At 64.3% G+C, this 13,943-nt stretch carries 21 protein-coding genes; 10 read left to right on the forward strand and 11 right to left on the reverse strand.

Annotated features, from left to right (window positions below):
* Position 1: 1 nt before the first annotated feature.
* From P7A97_RS02290 to P7A97_RS02310, 5 genes are all read left to right on the forward strand, one after another.
* On the forward strand, positions 2-1,345 hold the full coding sequence (locus P7A97_RS02290; protein ID WP_277688378.1) for a DUF3999 domain-containing protein: 1,344 nt from the start codon (positions 2-4) through the stop codon (positions 1,343-1,345).
* Between the two features lie 81 nt (positions 1,346-1,426).
* The gene (locus tag P7A97_RS02295) at positions 1,427-2,437 is read left to right on the forward strand and encodes a class 1 fructose-bisphosphatase (RefSeq protein WP_277688303.1); all 1,011 of its coding nucleotides are present in this window, start codon (positions 1,427-1,429) and stop codon (positions 2,435-2,437) included.
* A 3-nt stretch (positions 2,438-2,440) separates the two neighbouring features.
* Positions 2,441-3,040, forward strand: coding sequence for a DUF924 family protein (locus tag P7A97_RS02300; RefSeq protein WP_277688304.1), 600 nt, complete (start codon positions 2,441-2,443; stop codon positions 3,038-3,040).
* Between the two features lie 73 nt (positions 3,041-3,113).
* The gene (gene bamE / locus P7A97_RS02305; protein ID WP_277688305.1) at positions 3,114-3,365 is read left to right on the forward strand and encodes an outer membrane protein assembly factor BamE; all 252 of its coding nucleotides are present in this window, start codon (positions 3,114-3,116) and stop codon (positions 3,363-3,365) included.
* Positions 3,365-3,922, forward strand: a complete 558-nt coding sequence (locus P7A97_RS02310; RefSeq protein ID WP_277688306.1) for a lipocalin family protein — start codon at positions 3,365-3,367, stop codon at positions 3,920-3,922. The genes bamE and P7A97_RS02310 overlap by 1 nt, the downstream gene beginning before the upstream one ends.
* A gap of 2 nt (positions 3,923-3,924) precedes the next feature.
* Here the strand turns inward: P7A97_RS02310 and P7A97_RS02315 are convergent, their stop codons facing one another.
* The gene (locus P7A97_RS02315; protein ID WP_277688307.1) at positions 3,925-4,350 is read right to left on the reverse strand and encodes a hypothetical protein; all 426 of its coding nucleotides are present in this window, start codon (positions 4,348-4,350) and stop codon (positions 3,925-3,927) included.
* Between the two features lie 90 nt (positions 4,351-4,440).
* On the opposite strand from P7A97_RS02315, the gene pip reads away from it, so the two are divergent.
* Entirely contained in the window at positions 4,441-5,412 is a 972-nt protein-coding gene (gene pip, locus P7A97_RS02320; RefSeq protein WP_277688308.1) for a prolyl aminopeptidase, read from the forward strand.
* Positions 5,409-5,846, forward strand: a complete 438-nt coding sequence (gene dtd, locus P7A97_RS02325; protein WP_277688309.1) for a D-aminoacyl-tRNA deacylase — start codon at positions 5,409-5,411, stop codon at positions 5,844-5,846. Before pip ends, dtd begins: the two co-directional genes overlap by 4 nt.
* A gap of 51 nt (positions 5,847-5,897) precedes the next feature.
* Here the strand turns inward: dtd and P7A97_RS02330 are convergent, their stop codons facing one another.
* The 10 genes from P7A97_RS02330 to ubiE are packed head-to-tail and all read right to left on the reverse strand — an operon-like array spanning position 5,898 to position 12,160.
* A complete protein-coding gene (locus P7A97_RS02330) occupies positions 5,898-6,308 on the reverse strand; it encodes a UPF0158 family protein (RefSeq protein ID WP_277688310.1) in 411 nt (136 codons plus the stop codon).
* A gap of 50 nt (positions 6,309-6,358) precedes the next feature.
* Positions 6,359-7,066, reverse strand: coding sequence for a 16S rRNA (uracil(1498)-N(3))-methyltransferase (locus P7A97_RS02335; protein WP_277688311.1), 708 nt, complete (start codon positions 7,064-7,066; stop codon positions 6,359-6,361).
* Positions 7,063-7,842 (reverse strand): twin-arginine translocase subunit TatC, encoded by a 780-nt coding sequence (tatC, locus tag P7A97_RS02340; protein ID WP_277688312.1) that lies wholly within the window; start codon positions 7,840-7,842, stop codon positions 7,063-7,065. Before tatC ends, P7A97_RS02335 begins: the two co-directional genes overlap by 4 nt.
* Entirely contained in the window at positions 7,839-8,141 is a 303-nt protein-coding gene (gene tatB / locus P7A97_RS02345) for a Sec-independent protein translocase protein TatB (RefSeq protein ID WP_277688313.1), read from the reverse strand. Before tatB ends, tatC begins: the two co-directional genes overlap by 4 nt.
* Before the next feature lie 4 nt (positions 8,142-8,145).
* Positions 8,146-8,382 carry a twin-arginine translocase TatA/TatE family subunit gene (gene tatA / locus P7A97_RS02350; RefSeq protein WP_277688314.1) on the reverse strand — a complete coding sequence of 79 codons (237 nt, stop codon included), beginning with the start codon at positions 8,380-8,382 and terminating at the stop codon, positions 8,146-8,148.
* 24 nt (positions 8,383-8,406) lie between these two features.
* Positions 8,407-8,739, reverse strand: coding sequence for a phosphoribosyl-ATP diphosphatase (locus tag P7A97_RS02355; protein WP_277688315.1), 333 nt, complete (start codon positions 8,737-8,739; stop codon positions 8,407-8,409).
* Positions 8,732-9,130, reverse strand: coding sequence for a phosphoribosyl-AMP cyclohydrolase (gene hisI / locus P7A97_RS02360; protein ID WP_277688316.1), 399 nt, complete (start codon positions 9,128-9,130; stop codon positions 8,732-8,734). The genes P7A97_RS02355 and hisI overlap by 8 nt, the downstream gene beginning before the upstream one ends.
* A 59-nt stretch (positions 9,131-9,189) precedes the next feature.
* Complete coding sequence (gene ubiB / locus P7A97_RS02365) at positions 9,190-10,779, reverse strand: ubiquinone biosynthesis regulatory protein kinase UbiB (RefSeq protein ID WP_277688317.1); 1,590 nt, start codon at positions 10,777-10,779, stop codon at positions 9,190-9,192.
* Complete coding sequence (locus P7A97_RS02370; protein WP_277688318.1) at positions 10,776-11,390, reverse strand: SCP2 sterol-binding domain-containing protein; 615 nt, start codon at positions 11,388-11,390, stop codon at positions 10,776-10,778. The genes ubiB and P7A97_RS02370 overlap by 4 nt, the downstream gene beginning before the upstream one ends.
* A complete protein-coding gene (ubiE, locus tag P7A97_RS02375; protein WP_277688319.1) occupies positions 11,390-12,160 on the reverse strand; it encodes a bifunctional demethylmenaquinone methyltransferase/2-methoxy-6-polyprenyl-1,4-benzoquinol methylase UbiE in 771 nt (256 codons plus the stop codon). Before ubiE ends, P7A97_RS02370 begins: the two co-directional genes overlap by 1 nt.
* Before the next feature lie 114 nt (positions 12,161-12,274).
* Between ubiE and P7A97_RS02380 the strand changes: the two genes are divergently transcribed.
* The 3 genes from P7A97_RS02380 (at position 12,275) to P7A97_RS02390 (ending at position 13,907) form a co-directional block, all read left to right on the forward strand.
* Positions 12,275-12,553, forward strand: coding sequence for a polyhydroxyalkanoic acid system family protein (locus P7A97_RS02380; RefSeq protein ID WP_277688320.1), 279 nt, complete (start codon positions 12,275-12,277; stop codon positions 12,551-12,553).
* 108 nt (positions 12,554-12,661) lie between these two features.
* Positions 12,662-13,108, forward strand: coding sequence for a phasin family protein (locus P7A97_RS02385; RefSeq protein WP_277688321.1), 447 nt, complete (start codon positions 12,662-12,664; stop codon positions 13,106-13,108).
* Between the two features lie 10 nt (positions 13,109-13,118).
* Positions 13,119-13,907: a phasin family protein gene (locus P7A97_RS02390; protein WP_277688322.1), complete on the forward strand. Its 789-nt coding sequence runs from the start codon at positions 13,119-13,121 to the stop codon at positions 13,905-13,907.
* The last annotated feature ends 36 nt before the right edge of the window (positions 13,908-13,943 follow it).

Consider the following 13,943-nt stretch of genomic DNA (forward strand, 5'->3'; position numbering starts at 1 on the left):
CATGAAGTCCTTTCTCTGCCTGTTCGCTCTGCTGGCTGCGCCTTGGGCGCAGGCGGACTACTCGACACGGGTGCCGCTGACGCTGGAGGGTGAGGGGCCCTGGTATCGCCTGGAGGTGCCGCTCGCCCTGCAGATGGCCGCCAGCCACGCCGACCTGCGCGACCTGCGGGTGCTCAACGCCGAGGGTGAGGAGCTGGCCTACGCCATGACCCTGGGCAGCGCCCAACCCGCCGAGCGCCGCCAGGAGGCGGCGGTGAAGTGGTTCCCGCTGCGGGATGTGGCCGACGGCCAGGGCGCGCCGGCCATCCGCGTACAGCGCAGCACCAGCGGCACGCTGGTGGAGGTGACGCCGGAGCAGGATGGGCAGGGCGAGCAGATCCTGCGCGGCTGGCTACTCGACGCCAGCGCGTTCGATCAACCCTTGCACCGTCTGCAACTGGACTGGAGCGCCGATGCGGAAGGTTTCCAGCGTTTCACCATCGAGGCCAGTGACGATCTGCAGCACTGGCGGCGCTGGGAGGACGGGCAGATCGCCCGCCTGAGCTTCGCCGACGAGCACATTGAGCAGAACGAGGTCGCGCTCCCCGGTGCCAAGGCCCGTTACCTGCGCCTGCTCTGGCAGGCCCCGCAGCAGGCCCCGGCGCTGCTTGCCGCGCGTCTGGTCAGCATCGAGCAACTGCCATTGGCGCCACCGCTGGCCTGGTCTGCGCCATTGGCACCGACTTCGACCAGGGCTGGCGAGTACAACTGGGAATTGCCGCTATCGTTGCCGCTGCAGCGTGTGCGCGTGGCCCTGCCGGCGGGCAACGTGCTGGCGCCGGTCAGCCTTGCCTCGCGCGGCGCCGGCAAGCTGGAGTGGCGCGCCCTGGCTAGTGGCCTGCTCTATCGCCTGCCACAGGATGGCAAGGAAGTGCTGCAGGACGAGATCGAACTGTACGGCGCGCCGGTGCAGCAACTGCGTCTGCGCGTGGATGCCCGCGGCGGTGGCCTGGGCAGCGAGGCGCCAAGCCTGCGGGTGGCGGTGCGCGCAACTCAGGTGGTGTTCCTTACGCGCGGCTCCGAGCCGTATAGCCTGGCGGTGGGTAACAACTCAGCACGCTCCGCGGCGCTTCCGCTGGGCACCCTGATTCCCGGTTACGAGCCCAAGCGCCTGGCCAGCCTAGGCCGCGCCAGCGCGCCAGAGGCGGTGCCCAGCGTGGTGCGCGAGGCGGCTGCTGCGGCCCAGTCGGCCGCAGACTGGAAACGTATCGGTCTGTGGTCCGTGTTGCTGGCCGGCGTCGCTCTGCTTGGCGCAATGGCCTTCAGCCTGCTGCGCAAGCCGGCGGGTTCTGGCAGCAATCCATAGCGTGTGTCGGGCCAGGGAGGCGCGCAGAGGCCCAACCGGTTAAACTGCGCGCGATTTTACTTTCCTCCCCGGAGCCTCTCCATGTCCCGCGTAACCCTCAGCCGCTACCTGATCGAACAGACCCGCAGTCACAACACCCCGGCCGACCTGCGCTTTCTCATCGAAGTGGTCGCGCGGGCCTGCAAGGAAATCAGCCATGCAGTCTCCAAGGGCGCCCTCGGCGGCGTGCTCGGCAGCATGGGCACCGAGAACGTGCAGGGCGAAGTGCAGAAGAAGCTCGATGTGATTTCCAACGAGATCCTGCTCGAGGCCAACGAGTGGGGCGGCCACCTGGCCGGCATGGCGTCCGAGGAAATGGACAATGCCTACCAGATTCCCGGCAAGTACCCAAAAGGCGCGTATCTGCTGGTGTTCGACCCGCTGGACGGTTCCAGCAACATCGACGTCAACGTCTCGGTCGGCACCATCTTCTCCGTGCTGCGCTGCCCGGATGAGTACCTGAGCCAGAACGACAGCCTCAACGAGCAGGCCTTCCTGCAGCCGGGCACCCAGCAGGTCGCCGCCGGCTACGCCATCTACGGGCCGCAGACCATGCTGATGCTGACCCTGGGCGATGGCGTCATGGGCTTCACTCTGGATCGCGAGATGGGCAGTTTCGTGCTCACTCACGACAATATTCGTGTACCGGAAAGCACCGCCGAGTTCGCCATCAACATGTCCAACCAGCGCCACTGGGAAGCCCCGGTCAAGCGTTATGTGGAAGAGTTGCTGGCCGGCAAGGAAGGTTCCCTGGGCAAGAACTACAACATGCGCTGGATTGCCTCCATGGTGGCCGATGTGCACCGCATTCTCACCCGTGGTGGCCTGTTCATGTACCCGCGTGATGCCCGCGAGCCGGAGAAACCGGGCAAGCTGCGCCTGATGTACGAGGCCAACCCGATGTCGATGCTGATCGAACAGGCCGGTGGTGCTGCTACCAACGGCACTCAACGCATCCTCGACATTCAGCCGGAATCCCTGCACCAGCGCGTGGCGGTGTTCCTCGGCTCGAAGGAAGAAGTCGAGCGTGTCACCGGCTATCACCAGGGCTGAGTGATGAGCGCCTGGCAACCGCTGCTGGACTGGTGGTTTGGCTCTGCCAGGAGTGCTAGCGAAGTGGCGGACCAGCGCAGTGGCTTGTGGTTCGGCTACCGCGCAGAGCAGGATAGCGAGGCGCGCGAGCGCTTCGGCGAGCTATGTGAGCAGGCCTTGGCCGGTGGGCTGCAGGACTGGTGCGCGGAAGCCGACGGCTGGCTGGCGCTGATCCTGTTGCTGGACCAGTTGCCGCGCATGATCCATCGCGGTACGGCGCGGGCCTTTGCCGGCGATGCACGCGCGCAGGCGCTGGTCGCCCAAGGCCTCGAACGGGGACTGGAACGACAGCTGCCAGCCATTCGCCAGGTGTTTGTCTATCTGGTGCTGGAGCACGCCGAGGAACTGGCTGCTCAGGACCTTGCCGTAGAGCGTTTCGAACAGTTGCTGCAAGGGTGTGCCGAGGGCGAGCGGCAGCTGTTCGCCGGTTATCTGGACTACGCTGAGCGTCACCGCCAGGTGATCCAGCGCTTCGGTCGCTTTCCGCATCGCAACGAAATGCTCGGCAGAAGCTCCAATGCCCAGGAGCAGGCCTTTCTGCAGCAACCGGGCTCACGCTTCTGAACGCTGCGGGGCGCATTCATCTGCGCTCTGTGCCAAGCTCTCAGGGTTTTCCACGTACCTACGGAGTCGTCTTATGCTGCGCAAATCTGTTGTGCTCACTGCCTGTGTCCTGCTTGCTGCCTGCAGCAAGATCAATCAGGAAAACTACTCCAAGCTCAAGGCCGGGATGACCAAGGCTGAAGTCGAGAAGCTGCTCGGCAGCCCCGCCGAATGCTCCGGCGCAGTGGGGCTCACCAGCTGTACCTGGGGTGACGACAAGACCGTCATTAGCGTTCAGTACGCCGGTGACAAGGTGATGATGTTCTCCGGCCAGGGGCTGAAGTGATGTTCTGGCGAGGGCTCTCAGTGGCGTTGCTGGCGTTGCTTGCCGGTTGTACCAGTACGCCGGATGCGGCGCCGCCGAAGACGGCGGGTAGCGTCGATCTGCAGCGCTACCAGGGCACTTGGTACGAATTGGCCCGCCTGCCGATGTTCTTCCAGCGCAAGTGCGCCCAGTCCGAGGCGCACTACCAGTTGCGCGAAGATGGCCGGGTTGGCGTGCTCAATCGCTGCCGCACTGCGGAGGGCGAATGGATTGAGGCCTCCGGGGTTGCCGAGGCTCAAGTGGCCGGGCGTACGGACAAGCTGTGGGTGCGCTTCGATAACTGGTTCAGCAATCTCTTTCCGGATGTAGCCAAGGGCGACTACTGGGTGCTGTACCTGGACGATGACTACCGTATGGCGCTGGTCGGCAACCCGAATCGCGAATACCTGTGGCTGCTGGCGCGTACGCCGGATGTCAGCGAGACGCGGCGTCTGCGTCTGCTGCAGGAGGCCGAAGCCCGTGGCTACGACACCAGTGCCCTGATCTGGCGTCAGCCTGACCGAGCGATCGGCCAGTAGTCTCACTCCCAGTCGAGGCGGGCGAGTTGCCACTCGCCATCCTCACGCCACCACTCCAGGGTAATGCTGTAGTGCCGTGCGCTGTCCGGTATCAGTCCTTCGGCCCCGGTCAGCGCGACTTCGGCACGGGTGTGACCCTTGCTGCTGTAGGTCGGGTCGACCTCACTGCTCTTGCTGATGGCCAAGATTCGTACCTGTTTGTGGCGCAGGTACATCAGGGTCATGGTGCGTTTGGCCCAGTCGCGGTCGAACTGGCCGTTGGCGCTGAACTGCGGGTGTAGTTGACCCATCACGTCGCTGATGCGCTTGGCTTCGAGATTGTCCTGCAGGCGTTGTACGGCGGCCTCCAGTTCGGCTTGCGGGTCACTTTTGCTGCAGCCACCCAACAGAGCAACACAGAGCAGGGCGTTCAGGGCGATTCGGAGCATGCTCAAGCTTCCATTCATGGTTATGATGCCGGGCACGGTCGGAGCCCCGGCCGCTCAAAAGGAACTTACGCACAGACTCGGGAGTGCGCCATGCTGACTTTGTATCCGGAGATCAAACCCTATGCCCGCCACGAACTGGCGGTGCAGGAGCCGCATGTCCTGTATGTGGATGAAAGCGGCTCTGCGGATGGCCTGCCGGTGGTCTTCGTGCATGGTGGTCCCGGCGCCGGCTGTGATGCGGCGAGCCGTCGCTACTTCGACCCCAACCTGTATCGCATCGTCACCTTCGACCAGCGGGGTTGTGGCCGCTCCACGCCGCATGCCAGTTTGGAGAACAACACGACCCAGGCGCTGATCGCCGACATGGAGCGCATTCGCGAGCATCTGGGTATCGACAAGTGGGTGCTTTTCGGCGGCTCCTGGGGCTCGACCCTGAGTCTGGCCTATGCCCAGGCCCACCCGGAGCGCGTGCTTGGCCTGATCCTGCGGGGCATTTTCCTCTGCCGGCCACAGGAGATCAGCTGGTTCTACCAGGAAGGTGCCAGTCGTCTGTTCCCTGACTACTGGGAAGACTACCTCGCACCGATTCCCGCCGAAGAGCGTGGCGACCTGGTGCAGGCCTTCTACAAGCGCCTCACCGGGCCTGATCAAATTGCCCAGATGCACGCCGCCAAGGCATGGTCGACCTGGGAGGGGCGCACCGCCACCCTGCGTCCCAATCCCCAGGTGGTCGACCGTTTCAGCGAGCCGCACCGGGCGCTGTCGATCGCCCGTATCGAGTGCCATTACTTCGTCAACAACGCCTTCCTCGAAGAGGATCAGCTGCTGCGGGACATGGCGAAGATCGCCCACCTGCCGGGCGTCATCGTGCACGGTCGTTATGACGTGATCTGCCCGCTGGACAACGCCTGGGCACTGCACCGGGCCTGGCCTAATAGCGAGCTGCAGATCATTCGCGATGCCGGTCACGCCGCGGCCGAGCCGGGTATCACCGATGCCTTGGTCCGCGCCGCCGATCAGATGGCCCGACGCCTGCTCGAACTGCCGCCGGAAGACGCATGAAGCTGCTGATCCAGCGGGTGCGCAGCGCGCGCGTAGAGGTGGCTGGCGAAGTTGTTGGGGCCATCGACCAGGGCTTGCTGGCGCTGGTCGGTATCGAGCCGCAGGATACGCCGGCGAGCATCGCCAAGGGCCTTAAACGCATGCTGGCCTATCGGGTATTCAGCGATGCCGAGGGCAAGATGAACCTGTCGCTCAGCGACGTGAACGGCGGTTTGCTGCTGGTCTCGCAGTTCACCCTGGCCGCCGACACCCGCAGTGGCCTGCGCCCAAGTTTCTCCACGGCGGCGCCGCCGGCCCAGGGCGCCGAGCTGTTCGAGCATCTGGTGAAACTGGCCCGCGAGCAGCACCCGCAGGTTGCCACTGGGCGTTTTGGCGCCGATATGCAGGTGCATCTGGTCAACGATGGGCCGGTGACCTTCCTGCTGGAAGTCTGAGTCCGTAGCCCGGATGCAATCCGGCACGGCACTTCCCGGGTTGCATCCGGGCTACTTCTGCTCCAGCTGATTATCCGCCAGCCAGTCCAGCGCCAGGTCGCGCAGACGCTCATGCTCATACAGCTGCCAGGCTGCACGCACCCTGGGGAACTGGTGCAGGGCATTGAGAAAGGCGCGCTGCTGGCGACGCTCGGCCATGGCCGCGGTCAGCGCAGCATAGGCGTCGGGGTCAACCACTTCGCAGAGGAAGTCCTCCATCAACGCAAGGTGCTCGATGCTGCTCAACGGCTCCAGCGCCAGCAGACGCTCGGGCTCCTCCGCCAGCAGGCGTTCGATCTCCGGGTCTTCGCCGGCCGGAGGGATATCCAGCAGACGGCCGCTGAGCAGGTCGAGGCGAAAGTCGCCCTGCTGATTGGTCAGGGCACTGGCCAGGTGGTCGAGATCGATGGTCAGGGGGCGCATGACAAACTCCGCAGCGGCTGGCGAGTCGTCAGGCTATGCCGGGCCGTGTTTCAGAACAAGCGCGCCAGCAGTGCGGGGACCGCGGTTTCCACCCGCAGGATGCGCTCGCCGAGTTGCACTGGCTGCAGACCGGACTCCTGCAACTTCTCGACCTCATAGGGGATCCAGCCGCCTTCCGGGCCGATGGCCAGGGTCACCGGTTGCTCGACATTGCGCGGGCAGGCGGGGAAGTCGCCGGGGTGGCCGACCAGGCCGAGCGTGTCGGCGACCATGGCTGGCAGATGATCTTCGACGAAGGGCTTGAAGCGCTTCTCGATCAGGACTTCGGGCAGCACCGTGTCGCGGGCCTGCTCCAGACCCAGGATTAGCTGCTCGCGGATGGCGTCTTCACTGAGGAAGGGGGTTTGCCAGAAGCTTTTTTCCACCCGATAGCTGTTCAGTAGCACCAGGCGCGGCACGCCCATGGCGGCGATGGTCTGCAGGGTGCGCTTGAGCATCTTCGGTCGTGGCAGGGCCAGCAGCAGGGTCAGCGGCAGTTTGGTCGGTGGCGGCTGGTCCAGTTCGACCTGCAGTTCGGCGTGTTGCGCATCCAGCGTCAGCAGGGTGCCGCGCCCCATCAGGCCGCCGAGGCGACCAACGCGCAGGGTGTCGCCGTTCTCGGCACCGTGCACCTCATGCAGGTGCTTGAGGCGCCGCCCGCTGAGCACGGCGCGATCCGCCGCGACGAAGTCGGCGTCTTCCAGTAGCAGCAGGTTCATGGCAAAGGCGCGGGCGGCTTATCGTCCGGTTCGACTTCATGTTCGCTGCGCTTGCGCACCAGGCTGCCGAACAGCAGCCCGGATTCGAACAACAGCCACATGGGCACGGCCAGCAGGGTCTGCGAGAACACGTCCGGCGGAGTCAGCACCATGCCCACCACGAAGCAGCCGACCACTACGTAGGGGCGGCTCTTGCGCAGGGTGGCGACGTCGACGATACCGACCCAGATCAGCAGGAAGGTGGCCACCGGAATCTCGAAGGCCACGCCGAAGGCGAAGAACAGGGTGAGGACGAAGTCCAGGTACTGGCCGATGTCGGTCATCATCGCCACGCCCTCGGGGGTCACGCTGGCGAAGAAACCGAACATGATGGGGAACACCACGAAGTAGGCGAAAGCCATGCCGCCGTAGAACAGGAAGATGCTGGAAATCAGCAGCGGGATGGCGATGCGTTTCTCGTGCTGGTACAGGCCTGGCGCGATGAAGCCCCAGATCTGTTGCAGGATTACCGGCATGCTGAGGAACAGTGCTACCACCAGGGTCAGCTTAAATGGCGTCAGGAAAGGCGAGGCCACGCCGGTGGCGATCATGGTCGCGCCTTCCGGCAGGTAGGCGCGCAGTGGTGCGGCGACCAGGGCGTAGATGTCCTGGGCGAAGTAGAACAGCCCGGCGAAGATGATCAGCACGGCGATCACGCAGCGCAGGATGCGATTGCGCAACTCGGTGAGGTGCGCAACCAGGGGCATTTCCTGGTCGTCGGAGGAAGTCGCGCTCATGGCTGGCTGGTCTTGTCCTGGGAGGGCGGCATTGCGTCGGCGCTAGGCTTGGTTTCCGGCTGGATGCTCTGCTTCATTTCGCGCTCCAGTTCGAGGATGCGTTCATTGTGCAGCTGGCGGCGAATTTCATCGGCGCCGATCTCGCGTTCCACTTCGCTCTTGATGTTGTTGAAGCTGCGCTTGAGTCGACCGATCCAGAGCCCGGCCATGCGCGCGGCCACCGGCAGGCGCTCGGGGCCGAGCACCAGCAGGGCGATCAGGCCGACCAGCAGCAGTTCGGAAAAACCGACGTCGAACATGGTGTCAGTCTTTCTTCACCGGCTCTTCGACCTTGCGCACTTCGGCCTGGTAGGTCTGGCCCTTGGGCTCTTCCACCGCCGGCTTGGACTCTTCCTCGCCCTGGTTCATCGACTTGCGAAAGCCCTTGATCGCGTCGCCCAGATCGGAGCCCAGGCCCTTGAGGCGCTTGGTGCCGAACAGCATGACGATGATGAGCAGGATGATCAGGAGTTGCCAGATGCTGATGCCGCCGATACCCATGGGGAAATCTCCGCTGAGGTGTGATCAGGATTGTGGGCGTGCGGCTTTTTCCGCATGCCCGGAGAGGCCGAAACGACGATCCAGTTCGTCCAGCACGGCCTGCGGATGCTGGCCGAGGGCGGCGAGCATGACCAGGCTGTGGAACCACAGGTCCGCGGTTTCGTAGATCAGGTCGCTGCAGTCGCCGCTTGTGGCGGCGTCCTTGGCGGCGAGGATGGTTTCCACCGACTCTTCGCCGACCTTTTCCAGGATCTTGTTCAGCCCCTTGTGGTACAGGCTGGCCACATAGGAGCTGTCCGCTGCCGCGCCTTTGCGCGCTTCCAGCACCTCGGCCAGGCGGGTGAGGGTGTCACTCATGTTTGTGCCCTTGGTAGATGGCGTGCGGGTCTTTGAGTACGGGGTCGACCGTCTGCCATGCGCCGTTCTCGTAGACCCGGTAGAAGCAGCTTTCGCGGCCGGTGTGGCAGGCGATGCCGCCCAGCTGCTCGACCTGCAGGATGATCACGTCGGCATCGCAGTCCAGGCGCAGTTCGTGCAGTTTTTGCACATGGCCGGACTCCTCGCCCTTGCGCCACAGCTTGCCGCGCGAACGTGACCAGTAGATGGCACGGCCCTCGCTGGCTGTCAGGGCCAGGGCTTCACGGTTCATCCAGGCCATCATCAGCACGCGGCCTGTCTGGTGATCCTGGGCGATGGCCGGTACCAGGCCGTCTTCGTTCCAGTTGATGTCGTCGAGCCAGTTAGTCATTGCGTGGCGCTAAGTCGGTGGTATTAACGGTCTAGTGTGCCAGCCGCGGCCGGCACTGGCTATCGGCGCAGGATCAGCAGCAGGCCGGCGCCCAGGCTGAGCCAGGCGCTCCAGGCTGCCGGGGCCAGCAGCAGACCCTGGCTGACGCCGGCCGCGATCAGCCCCGCGCCGAGCAGGCGCCATGGCCAGTTGCTGGTGGATGCTTCATGCTGCGGTTCGCTGGCGCGTGGTTGATTGAGCCTTTCCAGGGTGTCGCGGGCCATCTGCGACAGGTGCGGCACCTGTTCGGCCTGCTGCTGCAGGTTGCGCAGCAGGTGCAGCGGGCTGACCCGCTCACGCATCCAGCGTTCGAGGAAGGGCTGGGCGGTGCTCCACAGGTCCAGGTCCGGGTACAGCTGGCGGCCCAGGCCTTCGATATTGAGCAGGGTCTTCTGCAGCAGTACCAGTTGCGGCTGCACTTCCATGTTGAAGCGGCGCGCGGTCTGGAACAGGCGCAGCAGCAACTGGCCGAAGGAGATGTCCTTCAGCGGCTTCTCGAAGATCGGCTCGCATACGGTGCGGATCGCCGCTTCGAACTCGTTGACCTTGGTTTCCGCCGGCACCCAGCCGGAGTCGATGTGCAGTTGGGCGACGCGGCGATAGTCACGCTTGAAGAAGGCGATCAGGTTGCGTGCCAGGTAGTCCTGGTCTTCGGGCGTGAGGCTGCCGACGATGCCGCAGTCGATGGCGATGTACTGCGGGCTCCATGGCGTGCGCGTGGCGACGAAGATGTTGCCCGGGTGCATGTCGGCGTGGAAGAAGCTGTCGCGGAACACCTGGGTGAAGAAAATCTCCACGCCGCGCTCGGCCAGCAACTTCATGTTGGTGCGCTGATCGGCCAGGGTGTCGAGGTCGGTCACCGGCACGCCGTAAATGCGCTCCATCACCAGCACCTTGTGCCGGCACCAGTCCCAGTGCACCTGCGGCACATAGAGCAGGGGCGAGTCCTGGAAGTTGCGCCGCAGCTGGCTGGCATTGGCCGCCTCGCGCAGCAGATCGAGCTCGTCGTAGATGGTTTTCTCGTAGTCGCTGACCACTTCCACCGGGCGCAGGCGGCGGGCGTCCGCCGAGGCCTTCTCGGCCATGCGCGCGGCAAGAAACAGCCAGGCGATATCCGAGCGGATGATTGGCTTGAGGCCCGGGCGGATGACCTTGACCACCACTTCTTCACCGCTCTTCAGTTGCGCGGCGTGGACCTGAGCGATGGAGGCGGAGGCCAGTGGCGCCACGTCGAAGCGGGCGAACACCTCGCCGACCTTGGCGCCGAGCTGCTCCTCGATGCGTGCTACCGCATGCTGCGGATCGAAGGGTGGAACCTGATCCTGCAGGCGCGCCAGTTCATCGGCGATGTCCGGCGGCAGCAGGTCGCGGCGGGTGGACAGCAACTGGCCGAACTTGATGAAGATTGGCCCCAGGTCTTCCAGGGCCAGGCGCAGGGCGGCGCCGCGGTTCAGTTGCTGTGGCTTGCGCGGCAGCCAGCGCCAGGGCAGGGCGAAGCGCAGGACGCGCATCCAGGCCGGCAGGGGTAGAGTCAGCAGCAGATCGTCCAGGCGGTAGCGGACGACCACACGCAGAATGCGCAACAGGCGGCGAGTGGCGAGCAGCTTCATGCTTTCTTGTTCATGTCTTGGGCGAGGCGCTCGATGCGGGCATCGAGGCGGTCGAGGGCGAGCTTGAGGTCATCCAGTTCGGCGAAGCGGGCCTGAGCCTCGCGCTCGCCGACCAGGCTGCGCGATTCTTCAGCCAGGTAATCGGCCAGGGTCTGGCGCAGGCTGTCGACACTGTCACTGGCCCAGTTCACCCGACTGCGCAGGTGGCCGGCGAGCAGCTGACTGCCAACCGGGCCGAGCCAGCGCGACAGTTCATATTCCCAGTCCAACTCCAGATCCTGAAGGATGCCTGCCAGTTCCAGCAGCACGGCGCTATCGCCTTCCAGCTGCACTTCCGGACGATGCAGGATGGCGGTCTTGTCCTTGGCCAGCGCCAGTTTCAGCAGGCTGCTGGCCGGGGCACGCAACACGCAGTCGGCACCTTCCCAGTGGCTGGCCAGTTGCAGGCCTTCTGCGCTGGGCAGGATGAACAGTTTGAGCGCGGGGCTCTGGCAGTCGACTTCGATCAGCTTGCCTTCCAGCCGGGCCAAACGCGGCCGCGCGGTGCTGTCCATGGCCAGCACGCGATTGAGGCCGAGTTCGACGCCGGCCAGCAGCGCCTGGGTCAGCATCAGGGCTTGATGCCGCGATGCAGGGCGACGATGCCGCCGGTCATGTTGTGGTAGGTCACGCGCTCGAAACCGGCCTCGACCATCATCGCCTTGAGGGTTTCCTGATCCGGGTGCATGCGGATCGATTCAGCCAGGTAGCGGTAGCTATCGGAGTCGTTGGTGATCAGCTTGCCGGCCAGCGGCATGAAGCTGAACGAATAGGTGTCGTAGGCCTTGGCCAGCAATGGGTTGCCCGGTTTGGAAAACTCCAGGACCAGCAGGCGGCCGCCGGGCTTGAGTACGCGCAGCATGGAGCGCAGGGCGTTCTCCTTGCGCGTCACGTTACGCAGGCCGAAAGCGATGGTGACCACGTCGAAGTGGTTATCCGGGAACGGCAGCGCCTCGGCGTCGGCCTGGACGAACTGCACGTTGCCGGCTACGCCCTTGTCCAGCAGACGATCGCGACCGACCTTGAGCATGGAGTCGTTGATGTCGGCGAGGACGACTTCGCCGGTCGGGCCGACCAGGCTGGAGAACTTGCGGGTGAGATCGCCGGTGCCGCCGGCGATGTCCAGCACGCGATTGCCTGGGCGCACACCGGACAGCTCGATGGTGAAACGCTTCCACAGGCGATGCAGGCCGCCGGAGAGCACGTCGTTCATCAGGTCGTACTTGGCCGCCACCGAGTGGAAAACTTCGGCAACCTTGTCCGCCTTCTGGCTTTCCGGCACATCCTGGAAGCCAAAGTGGGTGGTCTTTTCCTGCTCTGGGTTTTGCCGAGGGTCGTTCATGTCGCGGGCACCTGAATCGAAGTGGCGGCCATTCTAAACCCGCGGCCTGTCTTTGTCTTGGCACTGGGCGGAGCTGTTATAGTCGCGTGACATCAGGTCGCAGCTGGAGTCAGCATGAGTCGCATCACCGTCGAGCGTTCCCATTCCCTTGGTCTTGCCGTCGCTCGCGACAAGGCCGAAGCGCTGGCTCAACGCCTGGCCAGCGAGTACGACGTGAAGTACCGCTGGAGCGGCGACACGCTGGAGTTCAAGCGCAGTGGCGCCGATGGGCAGATTGCGGTTGCCGCCGACAGCGTGCGGGTGGAGCTCAAGCTGGGGCTGCTGCTCTCGGCGCTGGGTGGCACCATCAAGCGCGAGATTGAGCAGACCCTCGACAAGCACCTCAAGGCCTGAAGCCGCGAGGTGCGTACCCTAGTATGTGATTTCTAATTTTTCCCACTACCTTGCGCTTAAGCCCTGGCAAAGGGCGAACCCAACATCACTGTGAGCGTGAGGTGCACCATGGCCACTAAAGCCGCCGTCAAGAAGAAAGTCGAAGCCGTTGAAAGCAAAGCCGCTGTTCTGAGCGACGTGAAGGTCTACGCCCGCAAGGTCTGGCTGGCCGGTCTGGGTGCCTATGCCAAGGCCGGTGCCGAAGGCGCCGAGTACTTCAAGGAGCTGGTCAAGGCCGGCGAAGGCGTCGAGAAACAGGGCAAGAAGCTGGTGAACGAGCAGGTCGAGGCCGCCAACAGCCAGATCGAAAGCCAGCTCAGCGGTGTGAAGAGCCGCGTTGCCGAAGTGAAGGGCAAGGCCGAAGTGCAGCTCGACAAGATCGAGAAGGCCTTCGACTCGCGCGTAGCGTCCGCCCTGAACCGCCTGGGTATTCCTTCCAAACAGGACGTTGAGGCACTCTCTGCTAAGCTCGATGAGTTGAATGCGTTGCTTGAGCGAGTGGCCCGTACCCAATAAGGAGAGCAGGATGGCAGTCAAGAAACCTACCGCAGCAAAACCGGCGGCAAAACCGACAGCGAAGAAGTCGGTTGCCAAGAAGGAAAGCAGTTCCTGGATCGGCGAGATCGAGAAGTACTCGCGGCAGATCTGGCTGGCCGGCCTCGGCGCCTATTCCAAGATCAGCAGCGACGGCAACAAGCTGTTCGACGGTCTGGTCAAGGATGGCGAGAAGGCCGAGAAGAAGGCCAAGACCGAAGTCGACAAGCAACTCGACGTGGTCAAGTCCAGCGTCGGCACCACCGTTGGCACCGCCAAGTCCAAGGTCGATGAGGTCAAGGGCAAGGCCATGGGCAAGTGGGGTGAGCTGGAAGAGGCTTTCGACAAGCGTCTGAACAGTGCCATCTCGCGTCTGGGCGTGCCGAGCCGCAATGAGGTGAAGGCGCTGCAGACCAAGGTCGACAGCCTGACCAAGCAGATCGAAAAGCTCACCGGCGTTTCGGTCAAGTCGGTCAAGCCTGCCGCCAAACCTGCGGTCAAAGCCGCCGCTAAACCTGCTGCGAAGCCTGCGGCAAAACCCGCTGCCAAAGCAGTAGCCAAGCCTGCGGTAAAACCGGCTGCCAAGCCTGCCGCGAAGCCAGCGGCCAAAGCTGCGGCGAAACCCGCTGCCAAGCCTGCGGCCAAACCCGCAGCCAAGAAGCCTGCAGCGAAGAAACCGGCCGCTGCCAAGCCTGCTGCGCCGGCTCCAGCAGCGGCTTCGGCAACTCCAGCTGCGCCGGCTCCGGCGGCTGCCCCGGCTACGCCTGCTACATCGTCCTGATTCAAGCGGGACAAAAAACGCCCGGCCTAGTGCCGG

This window comes from Pseudomonas sp. GOM6 (assembly GCF_029537485.1).
Taxonomy (GTDB): domain Bacteria; phylum Pseudomonadota; class Gammaproteobacteria; order Pseudomonadales; family Pseudomonadaceae; genus Aquipseudomonas.